The sequence below is a fragment of the Chthoniobacterales bacterium genome, assembly GCA_018883245.1.
GTDB lineage: Bacteria > Verrucomicrobiota > Verrucomicrobiia > Chthoniobacterales > JACTMZ01 > JACTMZ01.
The window spans coordinates 16,657-39,041 of record VEQL01000019.1; the positions used below are offsets into that span (position 1 = coordinate 16,657).

Genomic DNA, 22,385 nt, shown 5'->3' on the forward strand with positions numbered 1-22,385 from the left:
ATGAGTCTCGCCGACGCCCATCTCCGCGCCGCCACTCTGATCGAGGCGCTCCCGTTCATGCAGACGTTCCGCGGGCGAACGTTTGTCATAAAATACGGCGGCAGCGCGATGGAAAGCGACGAGGCGGTAGAGCGCCTTTTGCGCGACGTGGTTTTTCTCGAAGCCGTGGGGGTGAATCCCGTGCTTGTCCACGGCGGCGGCAAAGCAATCAGCGCGCGCATGCGCGAGGCGGGCCTGGCTGCGCGGTTCGTCAACGGCCTGCGCGTGACCGACGAGGATTCGGTCCGCATCGTCGAGGACGTGCTCGACCGCGAGGTCAACCCGCGTCTTGTCTCTGCGATCGGCGAGTTCGGGGGGCGGGCGAGGGGATTTTCCGGCCGTGATGTGCTGCGTGCGGAGAAATTGCCGCCGGTCGAAAACGAGAAGGGCGCGGCCGAGGATATCGGTTTCGTCGGGCGCGTGACCGGGGTCGAGACGGCCGGCTTGGAAAGTGTGCTGCACGAGGAGCGCGTGCCCGTTGTTTCGCCGGTTGCCCGGGGGGCCGACGGCCACACGCTCAACGTGAATGCCGACGAGGCCGCCGCCGCCATCGCGGGAGCGCTGCGGGCGGACAAGCTGATTTTTCTCAGCGACGTGCCCGGGATCATGCGCGATCGCGATGATCCCTCCTCGCTCATCGCCACCGTGCGGATCGACCAGGTGGATGGTCTCATCCGCCAGAAGGTTCTCGAGGGCGGGATGATTCCCAAGGTGCAGGGTGCGGTGGCGGCGCTGCGCAAGGGCGTGGGCAAGACGCATATGATTGACGGGCGTCTTCCCCATGCTTTGTTGTTGGAAATTTTCACCAATGAGGGCGTCGGCACTGAAATCGTGGCTTAGTTTTGTCTTTGTCCTTCTGCTCGCCTTTGCTGCGCGGGCCGAGTTCCGCGGGGCGTGGATTTCCGCGGTTCACAATCTCGACTGGCCGTCCGAGCAGGGGTTGCCGCCGGAAGCGCAGAAGGCCGAGTTGGTGCGCTTGCTCGACTCGGCCAAGTCTCTCGGGCTCACCGACGTGTTTTTCCAGGTGCGCCCCGAGGGCGACGCGCTCTACAAATCCTCGCTCGAGCCTTGGAGCCGCTTTCTCACCGGGACGCAGGGCCGGGATCCCGGCTACGACCCCCTGGCTTTTTGCATCAGCGAAGCCTCCCGGCGCGGGATCCGCGTTCATGCATGGATCAATCCTTATCGCGCCTCGGTGAAGGCCGGCGCGCCTCTCGCTTCGAATCACATGGCTCGCCGTTTCGGTCCCTACGCTCACCGCGTGGGCTCTGTGGTTTGCATGGATCCCGGTTCGCAGGAGGTCCAGGACCACGTGGTCAAAGTGGTTTCCGACATCGCGAGCCGCTACCCGGTGGCGGGAATCCACTTCGACGATTATTTTTATCCTTATCCGTCGGTCGGAAAATTGCCGGACGCCAAAACTTACGAGCGCTACCGGGCCGCGGGGGGCAAACTCGATATCGGCGACTGGCGTCGCGACAACGTCAACAAGCTCATCGAGCGATCCTGCCGCGCGGCCAAGCAAGCGCGACCGGGGGTCCTTTTCGGCGTGAGTCCTTTCGGGATTTACACCAAAGGCCAGCCTTCGACGGTGAAAGCCGGCCTTGACCAACTCAACGAAATCTACGCCGATCCCGTGCTTTGGATGCGCAACGGGTGGGTCGATTACCTCGCGCCGCAGCTTTATTGGAAGGACAAGTCCGACCAGAGTTTCGCCGAATTGCTCAAATGGTGGCGCAGTCCCTCCGCCAACCCTCGGGGCATCCCGATTTACCCCGGTATCGCGGCTTACCGCATGAGCGAGCAAGGCTGGCCCCCGCAAGAAATCGTGCGGCAGGTCGCGCTCTCGCGCACGGTCGGCAGCGGACCCTCCGGGCACGTGTTCTTCCGCCTCGCCACCATGGCGAACAACGTGAAGGGCGTTTCCTCGCTGTTGAAAAAAGCCGGCTACTGACGGCCGAGCATGACTTCGGCCAGTGCGGTGATTTTTTCCGCGGACGTCAGGCGGTAGCGCTGTTCGGTCACGCGCAACCCGTCGACCCGCATTTTGCGCAGCAGCTTCGCGTAAACCGCGGCCATCATCCGGGCCGGACGCAAAGCCCTGCGATCCGCCGCCGGCAACTGGTCCGATGCAATGGTGAAAAGTTCCGCCGCCCCGGCGGCGAAAGTTTCGAGATAGTCGCGTCGCTTTCCATCGTCGCGCATGAAACTCCCGTCATCGAGACCCGACGCCGTCAACTCATCCAGCGGATAGTAAATCCGGCCGCGTTTCAGGTCCGACGCCGTGTCGCGCAGGATGTTCGTGTATTGCAGCGCGCGGCCCAAGGTCTCCGCGTAGTCCCTGCAGCGTGCGCTGTCGGCCCCGAAGATCGGAAGGCAAAGCAGGCCGACGACGCCGGCAACCCGGTGGCAGTAAAGATCCAAGTCTGCCCGCGCGTTCATGCGAACGGGGGAATGGAGATCCGTTGCGATGCCGTCGAGTAGTTCGACAAACAGGCCAGGCGCGAGTTTGCGTCGCTGCATCATCGACCGCAAATCCTCCGGCGCTCCATGCAGCCCGGGGTCGAGGAAAGCCGCGCGCCATTCCTCCAGCGCTTCGCGGCGCGTGTTGAGGTCGTGGTCGCCGTGGTCCGCGATGTCATCCGCCGCCCGGCAGAAAGCGTAAAGCGTCTCCAGATCGCTTCTGCGCTCCGGCGGCAGCAGTCGGAAAGCCGGGGCGAAACTCGATCCGCTCGCGCGGACGACGCAGCCGCCGTCGAGCCGTGCAGGTGGCGACAGCGGGTTCACGCCGCGACGGCGCAAATGTGGCCGTCAGCCATCGACAAGACCCGGTCCGCCGCACCCGTGGCCGGACCGTCCCCACGCGAACCCCACACCACGGTCAGCCCGAACTCGTCCACCGCAAGTCGCGCGAGAGGGACGATCAGTTCCTCCGCCGCCGGCGACTCGGCGATGAGCACGCGCGGACGGTGGGCGATGGCGCGGGCGAAGGCGCCGACCGCCTGGCGCTCGGGGCTCAATCGCGACACGGGCAAATCAGCCTCGCTCTCCATCCCGCAAAATTGCAGCGCGAGCAATGTCCGCTCGGCCTGCAGCACTTCGTCGCCGACGCCCGCCTTGATCACCGGGAAAGCGATATTCTCCAGCAGGCTCAGCGAGGGCAACAATGCGCACGCGGGGAAAAGGAACCCGAAATTCCTCAGCCGCAAGCTGTCGCGCTCTTCCGCGCCGAGGGACGTCGTGTCGATGTTGCCGAGCCATACATTCCCCTCGTCCGGTTGCTCGAGCAATCCGAGCAGATGGAGCAAAAGATTTTTGCCGCAGCCTTCGTCACCGCGGATGGCATGGAATTTCCCGGCGGCGAATTCCGCCGTGATGCCGCGCACCTGCGAGGCTCCGGCGCGCCAGAGCGGGCGCCGGCACCGGAGATTTCGGCAGCGGAGCATCGGGGCGTTCATTGCGCTTGCTGCGATGTTGGACGCACCCGCGTCAAAATGCAGGAAGAATCTGTTGCGCCTTGCCGTCGCGATCGGCACGCTCCCGAGTGTGACATTGGCCAACCAAATCACGCTGGTGCGCATCCTGCTCATCCCGGTCTTCGTGGTGTTCGCCGTCTATTATTCGGCGAGCCGCCGCGACGGGGCTCCGGTGGAATGGCTGCACTGGGCTGCCGTCGCTGTGTTCGTCGTTGCGGCCGCGAGCGACGGCGTGGACGGCTGGATCGCGCGGCGCTTCAACCAGCGCAGCGCCCTGGGCGTGATTCTCGACCCGATTGCCGACAAGGGCCTGCTCCTCACGGCCATTATCACGCTGAGTCTTTACCCGTGGGCGGCCGGACTTCCGATCTGGTTTCCCATCCTCGTCATCGCGCGTGATGCGGTCATTCTTGTTGGCTGCGGTGTCCTAAAGTTTCTCAATGGCGAGGTCGAGGTGCGCCCCAGCGCCTTGGGGAAAATCGCCACCGCTTTGCAAATGACCGCCGTCGCGTGGGTCCTGCTGCAGATTCCCCACGAGATGTGGGTCGTCTGGGCCGCGGGTATTTTCACCCTGGCCAGCGGCATCGGTTATGTCTGGCGCGGCTTGGCCTCTCTGGGCGGCGCGGCGCGCGCGACATGAAAAAGGCTGTCCTCGTCGGCCGTCCGAACGTCGGGAAGTCGGCCCTGTTCAACCGTCTCGCCGGCCGTCGCATCGCCATCGTGCACGACCAACCCGGCGTGACCCGCGACCGGATCGAGGCGGTGTGCGGGCTCGGACGCAATCCTTTCGCCATCGTCGATACGGGTGGCATCGGCGCCGCGCCTGATCCGGATTTCGCCGAAGCCACGCACCGCGCGGCCGACGCCGCCGTCGAGGACGCCGACGTTGTTCTCTTTGTGGTCGATGGCAAGGACGGGCTGCTGCCTTTGGACGCGGAACTCGCCGCCAAATTGCGCCGTTGGTCCCGGCCCGTGATTCTTGTGGTCAACAAACTCGACGACCCCAAGCACGATGCGCTCGCCGAGGAATTCCATCAGCTCGGCTTTTCGCGCATCGCGGGAGTCAGCGCGGTCCACGGCCGCGGGACGGACGATTTGGTCGAGGCGATCGGCGAGGCATTCGGCGACCGCGGGGAAAACGCGCCCCCCGAGCAGTCGATTCCTCCGCGCATCGTCATCATCGGACGTCCCAATGTCGGCAAGTCCTCGCTGACCAACGCCCTTTTGGGGCGCGAGCGGGCGATCGTCAGCGACATTGCCGGAACCACGCGCGATGCCCTCGAGGTTCCGTGCGAGTTGGGGGAGCGGCCTTACCTGCTGCTCGACACCGCGGGCATAAGGCACCGGTCCCGGCACGACACCTCGGTGGAGGTTTTCAGCGTCATGCGCTCCGAGGAAGCGATCCGCATGGCCGACGTGTGCGTGCTCGTCATCGATGCCTCGGTGGGCGTCACCGAGCAGGACAAGCGCATAGCCGGCCTCGTGCAAAAGTCGCGCAAAGCCGTGGTTGTCGCGGTGAACAAGGCCGACCTTCTTCCGGCTGACGATCGCCGTCGTGACGGACTGAAAGAGCGCTTGTCGCTGTGGCGCTCGCAGTTGTTTTTCATCCCCTACGCTCCCTTTGTCATGCTTTCCGCCAAGACGGGGGCCAACCTCAAGCGTCTCGGGACGACCTTGGAGAAGGTCCGTCAGCACGCCACGCGAAGGATCGGCACCGGCGAGTTGAACCGCGTGATCCGCGACGCCATGATCTTGCACCCGCCGCCCATGAAAGGCCCGCGACGGCTCAAGGTTTTCTATGCCACGCAGCTGGAGGAGACCAATCCCCGGCCTTTCGCCCCGGTGCGCTTCCTGCTCTTTGTCAACGCCCCGGGACTGCTCCTGCCGAGCTACGAGACCTATCTCGCCGCGCAGCTCCGCCGTGTGCGCGAATACCCCGGGCTGCCGCTGCTGCTCGAATTGCGTGCCCGCCCGGAGTCGGAGAAGCGTCAGCGGTCTCGCGGCCGCCGACCCTCCCCGGCCAAGCGGAAATAATTCCGTGTCGGTAAAATTTGGCACGGAGGCTGCTTTTGCGTATATTTTGGTTTTTTGTGGCAAAATTTCTTTGCGCCTCGGGCCTGAAGAATTAGCTTTTGCCGCCCGCTGGAAAACCCACTGACCGCCACGATGAAAAAGCCCGGAAAACAAGGACTCTACGACCCGCAGTTCGAGCATGAATCCTGCGGCGTCGGCTTTGTCGCCAACATGAAAGGCGCCAAGTCGCACGAAATTGTCCGGCAGGGTCTGCAAATTCTGGTCAATCTCGAGCATCGCGGCGCTTGCGGGTTCGAGGAAAACACCGGCGACGGCGCCGGCATCCTGATCCAGATGCCGCACAAGTTCCTCTCGGCCGTGGCCAAGGAGGAGCACATCGACCTTCCCGCGGCCGGACAATACGGGGTGGCCATGGTTTTTCTGCCGCAAGAGAAGCAGCAGCGGAAAAAAATCGAGGAGCGTTTCGAGCAGGTCGTGCGTGCCGAGGGGCAAAAGTTTCTCGGTTGGCGCTCGGTGCCCACGGACAACTCCAGCCTCGGCGAAACGGCCAAGGCGGAAGAACCGGTCGTCCGCATGGCTTTCGTCGGACGCAGTTCGTCCATCACGGACGACCTCGCTTTCGAGCGCAAGCTTTACGTGATCCGCCACCGGCTTTTCAACGAGATCCGCTACGCCGGATCTCCGGGCGGCAGTTTCTTTTATGTGCCGAGCTTTTCGGCGCGCACCCTGGTTTACAAGGGCATGCTCACGCCGCCGCAGGTCGCGCTTTATTACCCAGACCTTTCCGATCCGCGCATGGAAAGCGCGCTGGCCCTCGTTCACTCGCGCTTCAGCACCAACACATTCCCGAGCTGGGATCGCGCGCACCCCTACCGTTTCGTGGCGCACAATGGCGAGATCAACACGCTGCGCGGCAACGTCAACTGGATGAATGCCCGCGAGTCGCAGCTGGCTTCGCCGCTCTTCGGCGAGGACATCGAGACGCTCAAACCGATCATCCACGCCGACGGCAGCGACTCGGCCATGTTCGACAACTGCTTCGAGTTTCTCGTCCTCTCGGGGCGTCCGCTCGCCCACGCCGCGGTGATGATGATCCCCGAGCCTTGGGCCAACCACAACTTGATGCCCGCCGACCGCAAGGCCTTCTACGAATACCATTCCTGCCTGATGGAACCGTGGGACGGTCCGGCCGCGGTGGCATTCACCGATGGCGTGCAGATCGGCGCCGTGCTCGACCGCAATGGCCTGCGTCCATGCCGCTACTACGTGACCAAGGACGACCTCGTCATCATGGCGTCCGAAGTCGGCGTGCTCGACATCAAGCCCGAGCGCGTGGCGTCGAAAGGACGTCTCCAGCCCGGCCGCATCTTCCTCGTGGATACCAAGGAAGGTCGCATCATCGCCGACGAGGAAATCAAATCCTCCTTGGCCAAGCAGCATCCTTACGGTCAGTGGCTCAAAGACAATCTGATCAAGCTCGACGACCTTCCGGAGGGCAAGGAACCCGCGCATCCCGACCACGGGACGGTGACCACGCGCCAGCTCGCCTTCGGCTACACGCAGGAGGACCTCAATCTCATCATCGCGCCGATGGCCCGCACGGCTGTCGAGCCGATCGGGTCGATGGGGAACGACACGCCGCTTGCCGCGCTTTCGGACAAGCCGCATCTCCTTTACAACTACTTCAAGCAGCTCTTTGCGCAGGTGACCAACCCGCCGATCGATTCGATCCGCGAAGAGATCGTCACCTCGGCCATCACCACGCTGGGATCCGAGGGCAACCTGCTCGAGCCCGGCCCCGGCAGCTGCCGCCAGATCCAGCTCGCCTCGCCGGTCATCACCAACGAGGAGCTGGAAAAGCTGCGCGCGCTCGACCGCCCCGGATTCAAATCCGCCACGCTGCCCATCCTCTATGACGTCGCCGGCGGCGGCGCCTCCTTGCGGAAAGCGCTGGACGAACTTTTCGCCGAGGCCGACCGCCTTATTGCCGGGGGCGTGAACATCCTCATTCTTTCCGACCGCGGCTTGAACGAGCAAATGGCCCCCATACCGGCGCTGCTCGCGGTTTCCGGCCTTCATCATCACCTCGTCGCCAACGGCACGCGCACACAAGTCGGCCTGGTCCTCGAATCGGGCGAGCCGCGCGAAGTGCATCACTTCGCCCTGCTCACCGGCTACGGGGTGGGTGCGGTCAACCCCTATCTCGCCTTCGAATCCATCGAGGATGTCATCAACCGCCGCAGCCTGACCGGTATCGATCCCAAGAAGGCGATGAAGCAATACGTCAAGGCCGCGGTCAAGGGCATCGTCAAGACGATGTCCAAGATGGGCATCTCGACGATCCAAAGTTATCGCGGTGCGCAGATTTTCGAGGCTGTCGGTCTGAATACCGAAGTCGTCGACACCTATTTCACAGGAACGGCCTCGCGCATCGAGGGCATCGATCTCGAGGGTATCGCCCGGGAGGCGCACGACCGTCACCGCCGTGCGTGGCCCGGACGCGATTTCCGCGACGACGTGCTCGACCCGGGCGGCGTTTACAAGTGGCGCAAGGATGGCGAGCACCACAACTTCAACCCCACAACCATCCACCTGCTGCAGCACGCCTGCCGCACGGCCGACATGGGTGTCTTCCGCAAATATTCGCAGTCGGTCAACGACCAGTCGGCCAAGCTGGCCACCTTGCGCGGTCTCATGGATTTCGAATTTCCCCAAGACGGCGGCGTCCCGATCGAGGAAGTCGAATCCGTCGAGTCGATCATGAAGCGTTTCAAGACCGGCGCCATGTCCTACGGCTCGATCAGCCAGGAAGCGCACGAAACGCTGGCCATCGCCATGAACCGCATCGGCGGCAAGAGCAACACGGGCGAGGGGGGCGAGGACCCGGAGCGCTACAAAATCCTGCCCAACGGCGACTCCAAAAACAGCGCGATCAAGCAAGTCGCGTCGGGGCGTTTCGGCGTCACCAGCTACTACCTCTCGCAGGCCAAGGAACTGCAGATCAAAATCGTCCAGGGCGCGAAGCCGGGCGAGGGCGGCCAGCTCCCCGGCACCAAAGTCTATCCGTGGATCGCCAAAGTCCGGCATTCCACGCCGGGCGTGGGCCTTATCTCCCCGCCGCCGCACCACGACATCTACTCGATCGAAGATCTCGCGGAGTTGATCCACGACCTCAAGAACGCCAATCGCCACGCGCGCATTTCGGTCAAACTCGTGAGCGAGGTCGGTGTCGGAACGGTCGCCGCGGGCGTGGCCAAGGCACATGCCGACGTTGTGCTTGTCAGCGGCTACGACGGCGGCACCGGCGCGTCGCCGCTTTCCAGCATCCAGCACGCGGGGATGCCTTGGGAACTCGGACTCGCCGAAACGCATCAGACCCTTCTGCTCAACAACCTCCGCAGCCGTATCGTCGTCGAAGTGGACGGCCAGCTCAAAACCGGACGCGACGTGGTCATCGGCGCGCTGCTCGGCGCCGAGGAATTCGGTTTCGCCACCGCGCCCCTCGTCGTCATGGGTTGCATCATGATGCGCGCCTGCCACCTCAACACCTGTCCCGTCGGCGTGGCCACGCAGGATCCGGAGCTGCGCAAAAAATTCACCGGCGACGCGGACCATGTGGTCAACTTCATGCGCTTCATCGCCACCGAGGTGCGCGAACTCATGGCCAAGCTGGGCTTCCGCACGATCGATGAAATGGTCGGACGCGTGGACCGGTTGGCCATGCGCAAGGCGGTCGATCACTGGAAGGCGCAGGGCCTCGATTACTCGCGCATCCTTTACGCTCCCGACGTGGGCGAAGATGTGGGCCGCTACTGCACGATGAAGCAGGATCATGGCATCGAGAAATCCCTCGACCTCACGACCCTGCTCAAAATTTGCGAGGCGGCCATCGAGCGCGGGGAAAAAGTGCACTCGCGCCTGCCGATCAAAAACGTCAACCGCGTGGTCGGCACCATCCTCGGCTACGAAATTTCCAAAGCCCACGGCATGGACGGCCTGCCGGAGGACACCATCGAACTCGATTTCGTCGGCTCGGCCGGCCAGAGCTTTGGTGCCTTCGCGCCTCGCGGTCTCACCCTGCGGTTGGAAGGCGATGCCAACGACTACGTGGGCAAAGGGCTCAGCGGTGGAAAAATCGTCGTGCAGCCGCCCGGCGCGACAACCTTCGACGCCGAGACAAACATCATCATCGGCAATGTCGCGTTCTACGGCGCCACGGGCGGCGAAGCCTACATCCGCGGCATGGCCGGGGAGCGCTTCTGCGTCCGCAACAGCGGCGTGAAGGCGGTCGTCGAGGCCGTCGGGGACCACGGATGCGAATACATGACCGGCGGACGCGTTGTCGTCCTCGGTCCCACCGGCCGCAACTTCGCGGCGGGCATGTCCGGCGGTATCGCCTACGTTTATGACGAGGCGGGCGACTTCCACACCCGTTGCAACATGGACATGGTCGATCTCGAGCGCCTGGACGACAAGGACGAGGCTGCCGAGGTCCGGGCCATGGTCGAGCGTCACGCGAAGTTCACGGGAAGCAAGCGCGCGCACCAGATCCTGGCCGGCTGGGAAAACTCGGCGCAGAAATTCGTCAAGGTCCTGCCGAAGGATTACAAGCGTGTGCTGCAGGCGATGGACCGGGTTCTCGCGGCGGGCCTCAGCGGCGACGAGGCCGTCATGGCCGCTTTCGAGGAAAATGCCCGCGACCTTGCGCGCGTGGGAGGCAATTGATTTATGGGCAAACCGACCGGATTCATGGAGTTCACCCGCGAACTGCCGCGGGATCGTTCACCCCGAGAGCGCATCCGCGACTGGGAAGAGTTTCACGACCACACTCCCGATGAGATGCTGCAAAAGCAGGGCGCGCGCTGCATGGATTGCGGCACGCCCTTTTGCCAGACCGGCCTGATCCTCGGCGGCGCGGCCAGCGGTTGCCCGATCAACAACCTCATTCCCGAGTGGAACGACCTCGTTTACCGCGGGCTCTGGCGCGATGCCCTCGACCGCCTGCACAAGACCAACAACTTCCCCGAGTTCACCGGCCGGGTTTGCCCCGCGCCCTGCGAAGGCGCCTGCGTGCTGGGGATCATCGAGCCGCCGGTCACGATCAAGAACATCGAATTTTCCATCATCGAGAAAGGATTCGCCGAGGGCTGGGTCGTGCCGAATCCCCCGAAGCACCGCACGGGCAAGAAAGTCGCCGTGGTCGGGTCCGGTCCGGCCGGCCTCGCGTGCGCCGATCAACTCAACAAAGCCGGTCACGCCGTCACCGTGCTCGAGCGCGCCGACCGCATCGGCGGGCTGCTCACCTACGGCATTCCCAACATGAAACTCGACAAGGAGGACATCGTCATGCGCCGCGTGAACATCCTTGCCGCCGAAGGTGTCGAGTTTGTCACCAGCGCGGATGTCGGCAAAAATTATCCCGCCGAAAAACTCGCCAAGGATTTCGATGCCGTGGTCCTTTGTTGCGGCGCCACGCAGGCCCGGGATCTTCCGATCGGGGGTCGCGACCTGGCGGGCATCTTTCCCGCGATGGAATTTCTCACCACCAACACCCGTTGCCTGCTTGACGGGACCGGTGTGCCGGAATCCATCAGCGCCAAGGACCGCGACGTCGTTGTCATCGGCGGCGGCGACACCGGCACCGACTGCGTGGGCACGTCGATCCGCCAAGGCTGCCGCAGCGTCACCCAGCTGGAGATCATGCCTCGCCCGCCCGAGACCCGCGCGGCCAACAACCCGTGGCCGGAATGGCCCAAGATTTTCCGCACCGATTACGGACAGGAAGAAGCCGCGGCGGTGTTCGGCTCCGACCCGCGCGTTTATTGCACCACGGCCAAAAAGTTCACCGGCGAGAAAGACGGACGCGTGAAGGAAATCCACACCGTGCAGGTCGAGTGGAAACTCGACGGCAACGGCCGCTATGCGCCTGCAGACGTGCCCGGAACGGAAAAAGTGATCCCCGCGCAACTGGTTTTGCTGGCCATGGGTTTTCTCGGGCCCGAAAAGCCCCTCGTTGAAAAACTCGGCCTCGCCACCGACGAACGCAGCAACGTGAAAGCCGAATACGGCAAGTTCGCCACCAGCGTCCCGGGTGTTTTCGCCGCCGGCGACATGCGGCGCGGTCAAAGCCTGGTCGTGTGGGCGATCAATGAAGGCCGTGCCGCCGCGCGCGAGTGCGACCGTTATCTGATGGGCTTCACGAATCTTCCGTGAGGCCAGCCGCGCCCGTTGTCCAAATCATGCTTGCCATCGGCCGGATCGCCGCCGAATTTCGCCCCATGAGAAGTTTTCTCCTCCTCCTGCTCGGCGTCTCCCTCGCCGTGGCCCAGGAAGCGCCGAAGCAACCCGACGCCGCTCCTGCGCCGCAGAAAACCTTGCGGCAAATCTGGGGTATGACCGAAGCCCAATACCAGCTCGTCGATCCCTCGCGCCGGCGCAACGGCGATATGTTCAAATACTTCCGCGCCAAGCGCCGCGGTCCCCACGGCAACATGCTCGAGCACATCCCCGGCGGCCCCCGCCGTCCCGTCTTCCGCTGAGCTTTTTATGAAATATCTCGCCGCGCTCTTCCTGCTCGCCCTGACTTTCGCCCTGTCGGGCTGCGCTTATCTCGAATTCTGATTTTTCGCCGGCCTGTGCCGGCTGCGGAAGTCCGCCGGATGCGCGGCGGATTCGCGGCGGAACACACGATTGAACTGCGATACCGAGCCGAATCCCGACGCATAGGCGATCTCGATCACTTTCATGTCGGTATGGCGCAGGAGTTGCTTCGCCCTTTCGATGCGTGCCGCGGCGATGAATCTGGTCAAGGTGAGGCCCAAACGCCGGCGGAACATCTCGCTGAAATAGGCGGCATTCATCTTTGCCGCGTGGGCCAGCGTGCTCAGTCGCCAGCGTTTTTCGGGATGCCGGCTGATCTCCAGCGCCGCTCGGTCGATCGCGGGGTAGGGGCAACCTTGCGTTTCTGCAGGCAGGCTCTGCGCGAGCTGCTGCGAAAACAGTTCGAGCAGACGCAGCGCGCCCTCGTATTGCCCTCGCGTTTTGCGCACCGCGCCGATGTGCCGCTGGTCGGCGTCGCCGTTCACCGCTGCGTGGCCCGTGTGAAGATAAGCCACGGTCTCGTCGCGCACCACGACCGGGACGGCGGATGATGTCAGCCCGGCGAAACAGCGCACCGTGCGCGGCGTTTTGCCCTGCAGTGCCTTGTGCGTCTGCTCGCAACGCGAACGCGCTTTGCCGTCCGCGAGAAATTGCCGGCAGCATTCCGGCAGGTCGGTGGCTGCGAGATTGGTTTCGCCCGGAGTCTCGATGCTCACCGGCAGACCCGTCGCGGCGCTGAAAGATTTCGCATGGTCGCGGGCCAGCGGTGTCGAACGCAGGATGTCGGACGCTTTGCTCACTATTAGCAGTGTTAATTTTCCGTCATTTTATCCGTCCGACAAGAGGATTTCCAAAAAAACGCGCGGGTTTTCCGAAAAGCTGCGTAGCGCGTCCGCGGGCCACGTTTAGTTTTGGTGACCATGACGGAAGCCACCGGGCTCAAGGCACACGCACCGCTGAAAGGGCGGGGCCGATGAGTGTCCTCTATCTGACGATCTTCGTCAGCTTGATGCTGGCGCTCTTTTTCGCCGCCGGCTTTCTCTACCACCACGATTTCTCCGGCGGGGATCCGCTCCGGGACAGCCTTCTCCCGTTCAACAAGGAGGAACAAAACAAACAGAAACCCGGCGATGCCGCCGTCCGCGAGGAAAAGAAAAATCTGCCATGAACAACACCACAACCGTTTCCGTGACCTACGACGACAAGGTCGTGCGGTATTTCATGATGGCCGCCGTCTTCTGGGGGCTTGTCGCCATGACGGCCGGCGTCTTCATCGCCGCGCAGATGAGCTTCCACGTGCTCAACTTCGACACCTCGTGGCTGACCTTCGGCCGCCTGCGTCCGTTGCACACCAATGCCGCGATCTTCGCTTTCGTCGGCAACATGATGTTCGCCGGGATTTACCACTCCACCCAGCGCTTGGTGCGCACGCGCCTGGCGTCCGGATTCCTCTCCTGGCTGCACTTCTGGGGTTGGCAGGCCATCATCGTCGCCGCGGCCATCACCCTCCCGCTCGGCTTCACGCGCGGCAAGGAATACGCCGAACTCATCTGGCCGATCAACATTGCCGTCGCCCTCATCTGGGTGGTTTTCGCGATCAACTTTTTCTGGACGCTGGCCGTGCGCAACGAGAAGTCGCTTTACGTGGCGATCTGGTTCTACATCGCCACCATCATCACGGTGGCGATGCTCTACATCGTCAACCATCTCTCGCTGCCCACGTCGCTGCTGCACTCCTATCCGATCTTCGGCGGCGTGCAGGATGCCCTCGTGCAGTGGTGGTATGGGCACAACGCCGTCGCGTTCTTCCTCACCACGCCGATCCTCGGCATCATGTATTACTATCTGCCGAAAGCGGCGGAGCGTCCCGTTTACAGTTACCGGCTTTCGGTCGTGCACTTCTGGTCGCTGGTGTTCATCTACATCTGGGCCGGACCGCACCATTTGCTCAACACCGCGCTGCCCGAGTGGCTGCAGACCCTCGGCATGACGTTCAGTCTCATGCTCTGGGCGCCCTCGTGGGGAGGCATGCTCAACGGCCTGCTCACCCTCCGCGGCGCCTGGCACAAACTGCGCACCGACCCAGTGCTCAAGTTCTTCGCCGCCGGCGTGACCTTCTACGGAATGTCCACCTTCGAGGGGCCGCTCCTCGCGATCCGCTCGGTCAACGCCCTTTCGCACTACACCGATTGGACCATCGGACACGTGCACAGCGGCACGCTCGGCTGGAACAGCTTCATGGCCGCGGGAATGTTCTACTGGCTCGCGCCGCGCCTGTGGGGAACCAAACTTTTCTCCACCAAGCTCGCCGACGTCCATTTCTGGCTCGGGATGGTGGGCATCCTTCTCTACATCGCCGCGATGTGGGTGTCCGGCATCACCACCGGCCTCATGCTCAACTCCGTGACGTCCGAGGGCGTGCTCGCCTATCCGAACTTCCTCGAGGTCGTCAATTCGGTGCGGCCGATGCTGCACATGCGCGTGCTCGGCGGCGGTCTCTTCCTCCTCGGGTTCATCCTGATGACCTATAACCTCATCCGCACGGTGCGCAGCGGCACGCCGGTGACCACCACGGTCGAGGTCCCGGCGCCTGAACGCCGCACGCGCGAGGGAATGACGCTCGCACAGGGCCTCTTCAACGCGCCGACGATGTATTCGGTGCTGATTGTCCTCTTCGCCTGCCTGTGGGGATTCACCGGCGGCACCGTCAGCACGGTTTCCTTCGTGCTCCTCGTCGAGACCATGCTGGTTGCCATGATTCACCTCAGCGCATCCGGGGCGAAGTGGGGCGAATGGTATGAGCGGCTGCTTGAAAGCTGGCTGCCTTTCACGGTCCTTACCCTCCTTGCCGTCGTGCTCGGCGGGATGATCCAGATCCTGCCGCTCGTCTTCTCCAAACAGGCGGTCGATTACGAAAAGGCGACGCAAATCGTTTACACGCCGCTCGAGCTGTGCGGTCGCGACATCTACATCCGCGAAGGCTGCTACAACTGCCACAGCCAGATGATCCGTCCCCTGGTCGGCGAAGTCCTGCGCTACGGCGAAAGCGGACGCCTCGGGCAATCTCTCTACGACCATCCGTTCCAATGGGGATCGAAACGCACCGGTCCGGATCTTCAGCGCGAAGGCGGGAAATATCCGAACATGTGGCACTTCCAGCACTTCGAGAATCCGCGCACCACGTCGATCGGCAGCAACATGCCGGCCTATCCGTGGCTTTACCGCCAGAAAGCCGATATCGCGTCCCTTCCGGGCAAAATCAGCGTCCTGCGCAAACTGGGCGTTCCATTCCCCGAGCGGACTCCCGACGAAATCAGCAGCGAATTCCTCGCCCAGGGACAGAAGATCGTCGATGACCTCGCGCCAAGCGGCGTGAAGATCAGCCCCGACAAGGAAGTGATCGCCCTCATCGCCTACATCCAGCAGCTCGGACGTTACAAAACCGATGCCCCGGCACCCGGGGGCACGGCGGATGCGCCGCCCGCGCCTTCGATGCCGCCGCAGGCCTCCCGCTGACCATGTTCCAGCAACTGCAAATCCCGCAACTCAGCACGATCGGCGCGGTGGTCGCGTTGCTCGTCACCTTCGCGGCGTTTGTCGCGATCGTGGTCGCGACCATCCGTTACCCGAAAAGCAAAATCAAGAAACTGGAGAACCTTCCTTGGGAGGACGACAAAGCACCATGAACGACCAACGCAAAACCGATGACGACGCGCTGCGTCACCATACCTACGACGGCATCCAGGAATATGACAAGCGCCTGCCGAACTGGTGGCTCTTCACCCTCTACGGCGCGATTGTTTTCTCCGCCGCTTACTGGGCCTACTACCACTGGTCGGCCCACATGGTGCCCGGCTACGTGCGCGTGGAAAGACAGATCGAGGAAATCCAAAAGGCCGCGCTTGCCAGCGGCGGAACCCCGACCGACATCCAGCTCTGGAACCTGAGCCGCGATCCCGCGGTGGTCGAGGCCGGCCAGAAGATCTACACCGCCAACTGCGTGGCCTGCCATGGCGCGGAGTTGCAGGGCGGCATCGGGCAAAACCTCGTGGATGCCACATGGATCCACGGCGGCAAGCCGACGGACATCTACAACACCATCCAAAAAGGCGTCCTCGAAAAAGGGATGCCCGTGTGGGGGCCGGTCCTCGGCGCGGCGCGTATCGCCGACGTTGTAGCGTTCGTCGTCAGCAAAAACCCGACGATCCAAAAGCCGGCCGAGCAATAGGACCGGCCGCGTCCGTATGAAGCCGAAAGCGCCCAGCATTGATTCGGTCACCACGATCAATGAAGACGGGTCGCGCTACTTCGTCCACCCGGCCGATGTCAGCGGACCTTTCACCCTGAGCCGCCGGATTTTCGCCATTTTCCTCATCGCCCTCTACGTCTCGCTTCCCTTTATCCCGATCAAGGGCGAACCGGCGGTGTTCCTCGATATCTTCCACCGCAAGCTCCACATCTTCGGGCTTACCCTGATGTTCCAGGACTTGTGGCTGCTGTTTTTCCTCATCACCGGCATGGCCTTCGGGCTGTTCGTGGTCACCTCCGTCGCCGGCCGCCTCTGGTGCGGCTGGGCGTGTCCGCAGACCGTTTTTCTCGATCACGTGTTCCGCCGCGTCGAGCGCTTCATCGACGGGGACGCGCCCGCCCGGCGCCGGCTCGAGGATGCGCCGTGGACCGGCGGAAAAATATTCAAACGCGCGCTCAAGCACGGGATTTTCTTCCTTCTCTCCGCGGCCATCGCGCACATGTTCCTCTCGTATTTTGTCTCGTTGCCCTCGCTTTACGCCATGATGCGGCATTCGCCGGGCGAGAACTGGGGCTTCTTCCTCTTCGTCTTCGCCCTCACCGGCGTCCTCTACTTCAACTTCGCGTGGTTCCGCGAACAGTTCTGCATCATCATGTGCCCCTACGGGCGCCTCGGTTCCGCCCTCATCGACGACAACTCGATCGTCGTCGGCTATGACACCGTTCGCGGCGAGCCGCGGGGCAAGGCGGGGACAACCACCGGCGACTGCATCGACTGCCGCCGCTGCGTCCAGGTTTGTCCCACCGGCATCGACATCCGCCAGGGGTTGCAGATGGAGTGCATATCGTGCGAGGCCTGCATCGACGCCTGCGACGAGATCATGGTGAAAATCGGCCGTCCCAAGGGCCTTGTGCGCCACGATTCGCTCAACGCCCTGGCCGGGCGTCCGTCGAAGTTCTGGCGTCCGCGCCTTTTGATCTACATCGTTCTCGGCATGGTCGGTGCGTCGGCGTTCGCCTACGCCACGCAACAGGTCAAGCCCGTCATCCTGTCGGTGCTGCGCATGCAGGGTGCGCCGTATTTCCGCGACCAGGGTTCGATCCGCAACAACTTCATGGTGCGCGTGGCCAACAAGCGCGCGGAGACCCACGATTACACCGTCACCCTGGATTCTCCGGCGGCGGGCCTGTCATCGACCGGCGCCTCGGCGCACAAGCTCGCGCTCGGACCCGGGGAGGAAGTCCAGGAGCCGCTCATTATGACACTTCCCGACGCCGATTTTCACGGAAACTTCGACGTCAAAGTCCAGGTGCGCGGCCAAAGCGGGCAGGTGGAGGGCGAGAAAACGGTTCCATTCCTCGGACCGTTCCGCGAAGCGCCATGACCTCGGGATTTTTCTCCAAACGTCCGTGGCTCCTCGTTTGGGTCGCCTTTATCGTGCTCATTGCGGCATGGGTCGCCACTTACATGGTGAGCCGCCGCGTTCCTTCGCAGAAACTCACGCCGGCGGAGGAAACTCTGCTGCTGCGAAAAAAGGAGGCGCAATGATGACATTGCCCGAGATCACCGGACCGTTGGCCGCCCTGCTGGCCGGGCTCATCACCAGCCTGCATTGCGTGGGTATGTGCGGGCCTCTGGCCTGCTCCGCCTGCGCGCGGGGTGGCGGGCAGGGGAGCATGCAGGCGACGCTGATTTACCACGGGTCGCGCGTGGTGTCCTACGCCATTGTCGGGCTCGCGGCCGGACTCGTCGGCCGGCGCCTGTCCGATGCGCTGCTTGGCGGCGGCACCCGATGGATGACATGGCTCTTCGTGCTCTTTTTCCTCGCGGTCGTGGTGGGTCTCGACAAGCGCATCCGGCTGCCTGTTCCCAAAGGTTCCCTCGCGTGGATGGGTGCGGCTTCCGCCCGTTGCGGGGTGCGCGGACGCGCGGGCGTGCTCGGATTTTTCACGCCGCTGTTGCCTTGTGCCCCGCTTTATCTCGTCGTTGCCGCGGCTGCGCTCTCCGGATCCGCCTGGTCCGGCGGCTCGATCATGATCGCATTCGCCCTCGGCACCGTCCCGTTGCTTCTTGTGCTGCAATCGCAATTTTTCCGCCTCGGTGCGCGTTGGTCGCCGGATGCCATGGACTACGTGCGGCGCGGTCTCGCCTTCGTGAGTGTGATCCTCCTTGTGGCGAGGGGAACTTATACCGCATCCACCGGATGCCCGATGTGCCATTGAAAACGATCGCCGGAGAACAGCTTTTGCATTCGTGCAGGCACTGCCGCACGCGGTTCCGTCCGTCCGCCGATGAACAGGAATTTTGCTGCTCGGGCTGCCGCTTCGTGCACCATCTGTTGCACAAACGCGGGCTCGGGGACTTTTATTCCTACGGCGAGACCATGTCCCCCGCGGGCAACTTCGTTTTCCACGACCGCGATTACCGGTGGCTGGAGAGCCAGCAGCGCGCTTCCGAGGCGGGGGCGGGGGACGTCGCCGAGACCATCGTCGATGTGCAGGGAATTTCCTGCGCGGCTTGCTTGTGGTTGATCGAGGCGGTGTTCATGGAATGTCCCGGCGCGGTTTCCTGCGTGGTCAATTCATCTTCCGGCACCGCGCGCCTGCGGTGGACGCCCGGTGCGCTCGCGCTCGATGACTACGCGCGGGATGTGCAGCGATTCGGATATTTGCTCGGTCCGCCGCAGGGCAAAGCGCCCTCCTCCATGGGATCCCTGACCCGCAAGCTCGGTCTCTGCGGTTTTCTGGCCATGAACGCGATGCTTTTCGCGTCGCCCCGCTATTTCGGCATCGAGCCCGGCGATGCGCTCACCGCGCTCTTCGATGTCGTCTCTTTCGGTCTGGCCACGGCCAGTATCGCCATCGGAGGAACGTTTTTCTTCCGGCGTGCGCTCGGCGCGTTGCGCATGGGCGCCCTGCATATCGACCTGCCCATTTCCCTCGGGTTGCTGATCGCCTACGCCGGTTCCGTAGGCGCGTGGCTCAGGGATCAGCACAGCTTCAACTACTTCGACTTTGTTTCGGTCTTCACTTTCCTGATGTTGCTCGGGCGCTGGTTGCAGGAGCGCGCGGTCGAGAACAACCGCCGGCGGCTCCTCGGGCTCAAGCTCTCGCCGGGACGCGTGCGTGTCATGGGGGATCCGGCCGCGGGCGAAAAGGGCGCGGAAGAAATCGTTTCGGGTTTGAAGTTTGCCGTCGCGCGCGGCCAAGTCGTTCCCGTGCGTTCGCGCCTGCTCGAACGCAGTGCGACGTTTGCGCTCAATTGGATCACCGGCGAGCCGGCCCCGCGCACTTTCCCGGCCGGAAGCATCGTGCCCGCGGGCGCACGCAGCGTGGATGCGGACGACACCGTGTTCGAAGCGCTGGAAGACTGGGCCGACTCGCAGCTTTCCGCGCTCCTGCGCATCGACGCCGAGCGCCAGTGGCGCAATCGCGGACTTGAAAAGTTGATCAAAGTTTATCTCTCGATCGTCATGGTCGTCGCCGCACTCGGCTTCGTCGCCTGGGGTTGGTCGGGGGGCGACTGGCCGGCCGCGTTCCAGGTGATGATCTCGGTCCTTGTCGTCTCGTGTCCGTGTGCGATCGGCGTGGCCTTGCCGCTTTTGGACGACATCGCGGCGGCACGCCTGCAGCAATACGGGGTTTATCTGCGCGAGGGTTCCCTCTGGGCGCGGCTCAAGCAGGTGACCACGCTTCTCTTCGACAAGACAGGCACCGTGACGCTGGAGACTTTGCGCCCGGCCGATCCGGCGGTCTTCGACACCCTGTCCGCCGAAACAAAATCCTACCTCATGCGTCTGGTCGAGCGGAGTCTGCATCCGGTCGCCGCCTGTTTGCGGGAAGTTCTGCTTTCGTCGGGCGTCGAGCCTGCGACGGGCGGGGGGATGGTCCATGAAATTCCCGGCATGGGTCTCGAGTGGGAATCTCCGGTCGGTCTCTGGCGCCTCGGCCGTGCCGCGTGGGCATTGCATGGCGGCGAATCCGGCGGGACCATCCTCGCTTTGGACGGCACCGCGTTGGCGCGCTTTGACTTCCGCGAAGAGCTGCGCCCCGACGCGGCCGACCAGGTTGCGCACTTCGCCTCGCGCGGCATGCCCGTTTACCTGCTCAGCGGAGACGAGCCTGCGCGCGTGAAATCCATGGCACATGTCCTCGGGCTCCCCGAATCCCACGCCATGGGCGGCCTCACTCCCGCGGAAAAAGCCGGCCTCGTTCGCGCGCGCTGGAGCGGCAATGCCCTCATGCTCGGCGACGGAGCCAATGACAGCCTTGCCTTCGATGCGGCGCTCTGCCGTGGCACGCCGGCGGTCGATGCCGGGCTTCTCGAGCACAAGGCGGATTTTTATTTGCTCGGGCGCGGACTGCACGGGCTGGGCGCGCTGTTCGCGGCGGGCCGCAGTCATCACCGCACTGCGCGCGCGGTTTTCGGCTTCGCCCTTCTTTACAACGCCTGCGCGGTTTCGGCCGCGCTTGCCGGCTGGATGAGTCCGCTCGTCGCCGCGGTCATCATGCCGCTCAGTTCGCTCGTCTGCATCGGAATCGTGCTCACGGGCTTCCGCATTTCCACTCCGCTCCGAACCAAAACACAAAACTCATGAACAACACTGACACACAACCGAACGGCGCTTCCAACGCGGGAGCGATCACATTCGCCGTCACCGCGCTGGTCTTCCTCGCGCTCGGCTGCCTCATGCTCGCCGGACGCCCCGGATTCCTCCTCGGTGAAACGCTCACCGGACACGGCCAGGCGTGGATCAATCTTCTGATCTTCGGGTTCGGCCTGCCTGCCGCCTTCGGTGCGGTTTACTGGGCGCTGCCGTCCGTCTTCGCTCTGCCGCTTTACAGCAAGCAGATGGTGTTTCTGCACTACGGCTTCCATCTTGCCGGCCTGGCGATCGTCACCGCCATGCCCTTCGTCACGGATCTCCCGCAGGCCGGCATGGGCGCAACCTTCATCGCTTGCGGCGCCGTCGTGTTCATTGTGAACATTGCCCTCACGCTCCGCGGAATGGAGCGCCCCGATGCCGCCAGCGCGTTTCTCAGCACTGTCTGCGTGTGGCTGGCCATCGTTGCGTTCCTCGGCATTCCTTTCGCGGCCAAGCCGCCCCTTCCGTTCCTTGCCACCACCAGCTGGAGCGCGGGCTGGCTGCTGTTTGTCATAGCCGGCGTCTTTTTCAACACGCAGATCGCGCTGGCTTTGCGCGTCACGCCCGCTGCCGTCGGTGCCGCGTCCGAGCGCACCCCCGCGGCGTGGTTCGCTCTCGCTGTCATCAACCTCGGTGTGGCCTGGAGCGTCGCGGCTGCCACATTCGGTCTGCTCGGCTTTCTTCTTCTCACTTCGGCCATCTTTCTTCTGGGGGCGTTGATCTTCCTCGGTGACTTCTGGCTGCTGCTCCAACGCCGCACAGCGCGCGAATTGGGGTGGGATGCGAAAATCCTGCTCGCTTCCGTGTGGATGATTCCCGCCACCGCCGCGGTGCTCATTTACAATGTGGTCGAACGCCTCGGCATCGAGCCCGTGGCCGCCGTGGATCCGCAGGCAGCCGCCGGTCTGGCGCCCGTCGTCGAGCCCGCGCCGATCACCGTGATGGCTCTCGATTGGACAGTCGGTCTCGTCGCGCTCATGGCCACTGCCGTTCCCGGGCTCGTCGCGATCATTTTCCAGCTGCTCAAGCTCCGCTCCGGGGTCCGTGCGGAAACCACAGCCCGCGAAAAAGTGGCCGGCCAAGTGCTGCTCGCTTCGTTCTTCAACTACGCGGTCGGAGCCGGCTTGGTTGTCGTCGGTGCGTGGGGTGCGGATCAGCAGATGCTCGGCCTCGGGGCCGTGTTCCTCGTGGTCGGCGCGCTCGGCTTCCTCGGCAATTTTCTCTACGGCCTTGGACAATCCTCCGACGCCGCGGAAGCAGGCACCGAGGCAGTCCGCGCGTAGCGGCACCCGGCGGTTTGGCTTTGCGGTTTTTTGCCGGATGCGGGAAGTTCATCCCGGGT

General features: G+C 63.6%; 17 protein-coding genes. 14 read left to right on the plus strand and 3 right to left on the minus strand.

Annotated features, from left to right (window positions below; all coding sequences use genetic code 11):
* Nucleotides 1-879, plus strand: a complete 879-nt coding sequence (argB, locus tag FGM15_07990) for an acetylglutamate kinase (protein MBU3665799.1) — start codon at nucleotides 1-3, stop codon at nucleotides 877-879.
* Nucleotides 821-1,993 carry a hypothetical protein gene (locus tag FGM15_07995; GenBank protein MBU3665800.1) on the plus strand — a complete coding sequence of 391 codons (1,173 nt, stop codon included), beginning with the start codon at nucleotides 821-823 and terminating at the stop codon, nucleotides 1,991-1,993. The genes argB and FGM15_07995 overlap by 59 nt, the downstream gene beginning before the upstream one ends.
* Here FGM15_07995 and FGM15_08000 read toward each other — a convergent pair.
* Nucleotides 1,987-2,841 carry a squalene synthase HpnD gene (locus FGM15_08000; protein ID MBU3665801.1) on the minus strand — a complete coding sequence of 285 codons (855 nt, stop codon included), beginning with the start codon at nucleotides 2,839-2,841 and terminating at the stop codon, nucleotides 1,987-1,989. The two genes, FGM15_07995 and FGM15_08000, sit on opposite strands and share 7 nt — an antisense overlap.
* Nucleotides 2,823-3,629, minus strand: a complete 807-nt coding sequence (locus FGM15_08005) for an ATP-binding cassette domain-containing protein (GenBank protein ID MBU3665802.1) — start codon at nucleotides 3,627-3,629, stop codon at nucleotides 2,823-2,825. The genes FGM15_08000 and FGM15_08005 overlap by 19 nt, the downstream gene beginning before the upstream one ends.
* Here FGM15_08005 and FGM15_08010 point away from each other — a divergent pair.
* The 5 genes from FGM15_08010 to FGM15_08030 all read left to right on the plus strand — a co-directional run bounded on the left by FGM15_08010 (nucleotide 3,379) and on the right by FGM15_08030 (nucleotide 12,088).
* Nucleotides 3,379-4,155: a hypothetical protein gene (locus tag FGM15_08010; protein ID MBU3665803.1), complete on the plus strand. Its 777-nt coding sequence runs from the start codon at nucleotides 3,379-3,381 to the stop codon at nucleotides 4,153-4,155. The two genes, FGM15_08005 and FGM15_08010, sit on opposite strands and share 251 nt — an antisense overlap.
* Nucleotides 4,152-5,549 carry a ribosome biogenesis GTPase Der gene (locus tag FGM15_08015; GenBank protein ID MBU3665804.1) on the plus strand — a complete coding sequence of 466 codons (1,398 nt, stop codon included), beginning with the start codon at nucleotides 4,152-4,154 and terminating at the stop codon, nucleotides 5,547-5,549. The genes FGM15_08010 and FGM15_08015 overlap by 4 nt, the downstream gene beginning before the upstream one ends.
* A gap of 132 nt (nucleotides 5,550-5,681) precedes the next feature.
* Nucleotides 5,682-10,274, plus strand: a complete 4,593-nt coding sequence (gene gltB, locus FGM15_08020; protein MBU3665805.1) for a glutamate synthase large subunit — start codon at nucleotides 5,682-5,684, stop codon at nucleotides 10,272-10,274.
* Between the two features lie 3 nt (nucleotides 10,275-10,277).
* Complete coding sequence (locus FGM15_08025; protein ID MBU3665806.1) at nucleotides 10,278-11,762, plus strand: glutamate synthase subunit beta; 1,485 nt, start codon at nucleotides 10,278-10,280, stop codon at nucleotides 11,760-11,762.
* Between the two features lie 65 nt (nucleotides 11,763-11,827).
* Nucleotides 11,828-12,088, plus strand: a complete 261-nt coding sequence (locus FGM15_08030) for a hypothetical protein (protein ID MBU3665807.1) — start codon at nucleotides 11,828-11,830, stop codon at nucleotides 12,086-12,088.
* A gap of 66 nt (nucleotides 12,089-12,154) precedes the next feature.
* On the opposite strand, the gene FGM15_08035 is transcribed toward FGM15_08030, so the two are convergent.
* Complete coding sequence (locus tag FGM15_08035) at nucleotides 12,155-12,949, minus strand: helix-turn-helix domain-containing protein (GenBank protein MBU3665808.1); 795 nt, start codon at nucleotides 12,947-12,949, stop codon at nucleotides 12,155-12,157.
* 173 nt (nucleotides 12,950-13,122) lie between these two features.
* Between FGM15_08035 and FGM15_08040 the strand changes: the two genes are divergently transcribed.
* The 7 genes from FGM15_08040 (at nucleotide 13,123) to FGM15_08070 (ending at nucleotide 22,326) form a co-directional block, all read left to right on the plus strand.
* A complete protein-coding gene (locus FGM15_08040; protein ID MBU3665809.1) occupies nucleotides 13,123-13,317 on the plus strand; it encodes a hypothetical protein in 195 nt (64 codons plus the stop codon).
* Nucleotides 13,314-15,665, plus strand: a complete 2,352-nt coding sequence (ccoN, locus tag FGM15_08045; GenBank protein ID MBU3665810.1) for a cytochrome-c oxidase, cbb3-type subunit I — start codon at nucleotides 13,314-13,316, stop codon at nucleotides 15,663-15,665. The genes FGM15_08040 and ccoN overlap by 4 nt, the downstream gene beginning before the upstream one ends.
* 166 nt (nucleotides 15,666-15,831) lie before the next feature.
* Nucleotides 15,832-16,377 (plus strand): c-type cytochrome, encoded by a 546-nt coding sequence (locus FGM15_08050; GenBank protein MBU3665811.1) that lies wholly within the window; start codon nucleotides 15,832-15,834, stop codon nucleotides 16,375-16,377.
* 16 nt (nucleotides 16,378-16,393) lie between these two features.
* A complete protein-coding gene (gene ccoG / locus FGM15_08055; GenBank protein ID MBU3665812.1) occupies nucleotides 16,394-17,782 on the plus strand; it encodes a cytochrome c oxidase accessory protein CcoG in 1,389 nt (462 codons plus the stop codon).
* Nucleotides 17,783-17,849: 67 nt separating this feature from the next.
* Nucleotides 17,850-18,620, plus strand: a complete 771-nt coding sequence (locus FGM15_08060; protein MBU3665813.1) for a sulfite exporter TauE/SafE family protein — start codon at nucleotides 17,850-17,852, stop codon at nucleotides 18,618-18,620.
* A complete protein-coding gene (locus FGM15_08065; protein ID MBU3665814.1) occupies nucleotides 18,602-20,995 on the plus strand; it encodes an HAD-IC family P-type ATPase in 2,394 nt (797 codons plus the stop codon). Before FGM15_08060 ends, FGM15_08065 begins: the two co-directional genes overlap by 19 nt.
* Nucleotides 20,992-22,326 carry a cbb3-type cytochrome c oxidase subunit I gene (locus FGM15_08070; GenBank protein MBU3665815.1) on the plus strand — a complete coding sequence of 445 codons (1,335 nt, stop codon included), beginning with the start codon at nucleotides 20,992-20,994 and terminating at the stop codon, nucleotides 22,324-22,326. The genes FGM15_08065 and FGM15_08070 overlap by 4 nt, the downstream gene beginning before the upstream one ends.
* Nucleotides 22,327-22,385 lie beyond the last annotated feature (59 nt).

Coding starts and splice junctions, on each gene's coding strand:
- argB (MBU3665799.1), top strand. CDS start 1: ATGAGTCTCGCCGACGCCCATCTCCGCGCCGCCACTCTGATCGAGGCG.
- FGM15_07995 (MBU3665800.1), top strand. CDS start 821: ATGCTTTGTTGTTGGAAATTTTCACCAATGAGGGCGTCGGCACTGAAA.
- FGM15_08010 (MBU3665803.1), top strand. CDS start 3,379: ATGGCATGGAATTTCCCGGCGGCGAATTCCGCCGTGATGCCGCGCACC.
- FGM15_08005 (MBU3665802.1), bottom strand. CDS start 3,629: ATGAGCAGGATGCGCACCAGCGTGATTTGGTTGGCCAATGTCACACTC.
- FGM15_08015 (MBU3665804.1), top strand. CDS start 4,152: ATGAAAAAGGCTGTCCTCGTCGGCCGTCCGAACGTCGGGAAGTCGGCC.
- gltB (MBU3665805.1), top strand. CDS start 5,682: ATGAAAAAGCCCGGAAAACAAGGACTCTACGACCCGCAGTTCGAGCAT.
- FGM15_08025 (MBU3665806.1), top strand. CDS start 10,278: ATGGGCAAACCGACCGGATTCATGGAGTTCACCCGCGAACTGCCGCGG.
- FGM15_08030 (MBU3665807.1), top strand. CDS start 11,828: ATGAGAAGTTTTCTCCTCCTCCTGCTCGGCGTCTCCCTCGCCGTGGCC.
- FGM15_08040 (MBU3665809.1), top strand. CDS start 13,123: ATGAGTGTCCTCTATCTGACGATCTTCGTCAGCTTGATGCTGGCGCTC.
- ccoN (MBU3665810.1), top strand. CDS start 13,314: ATGAACAACACCACAACCGTTTCCGTGACCTACGACGACAAGGTCGTG.
- FGM15_08050 (MBU3665811.1), top strand. CDS start 15,832: ATGAACGACCAACGCAAAACCGATGACGACGCGCTGCGTCACCATACC.
- ccoG (MBU3665812.1), top strand. CDS start 16,394: ATGAAGCCGAAAGCGCCCAGCATTGATTCGGTCACCACGATCAATGAA.
- FGM15_08060 (MBU3665813.1), top strand. CDS start 17,850: ATGGGTCGCCACTTACATGGTGAGCCGCCGCGTTCCTTCGCAGAAACT.
- FGM15_08065 (MBU3665814.1), top strand. CDS start 18,602: ATGCCCGATGTGCCATTGAAAACGATCGCCGGAGAACAGCTTTTGCAT.
- FGM15_08070 (MBU3665815.1), top strand. CDS start 20,992: ATGAACAACACTGACACACAACCGAACGGCGCTTCCAACGCGGGAGCG.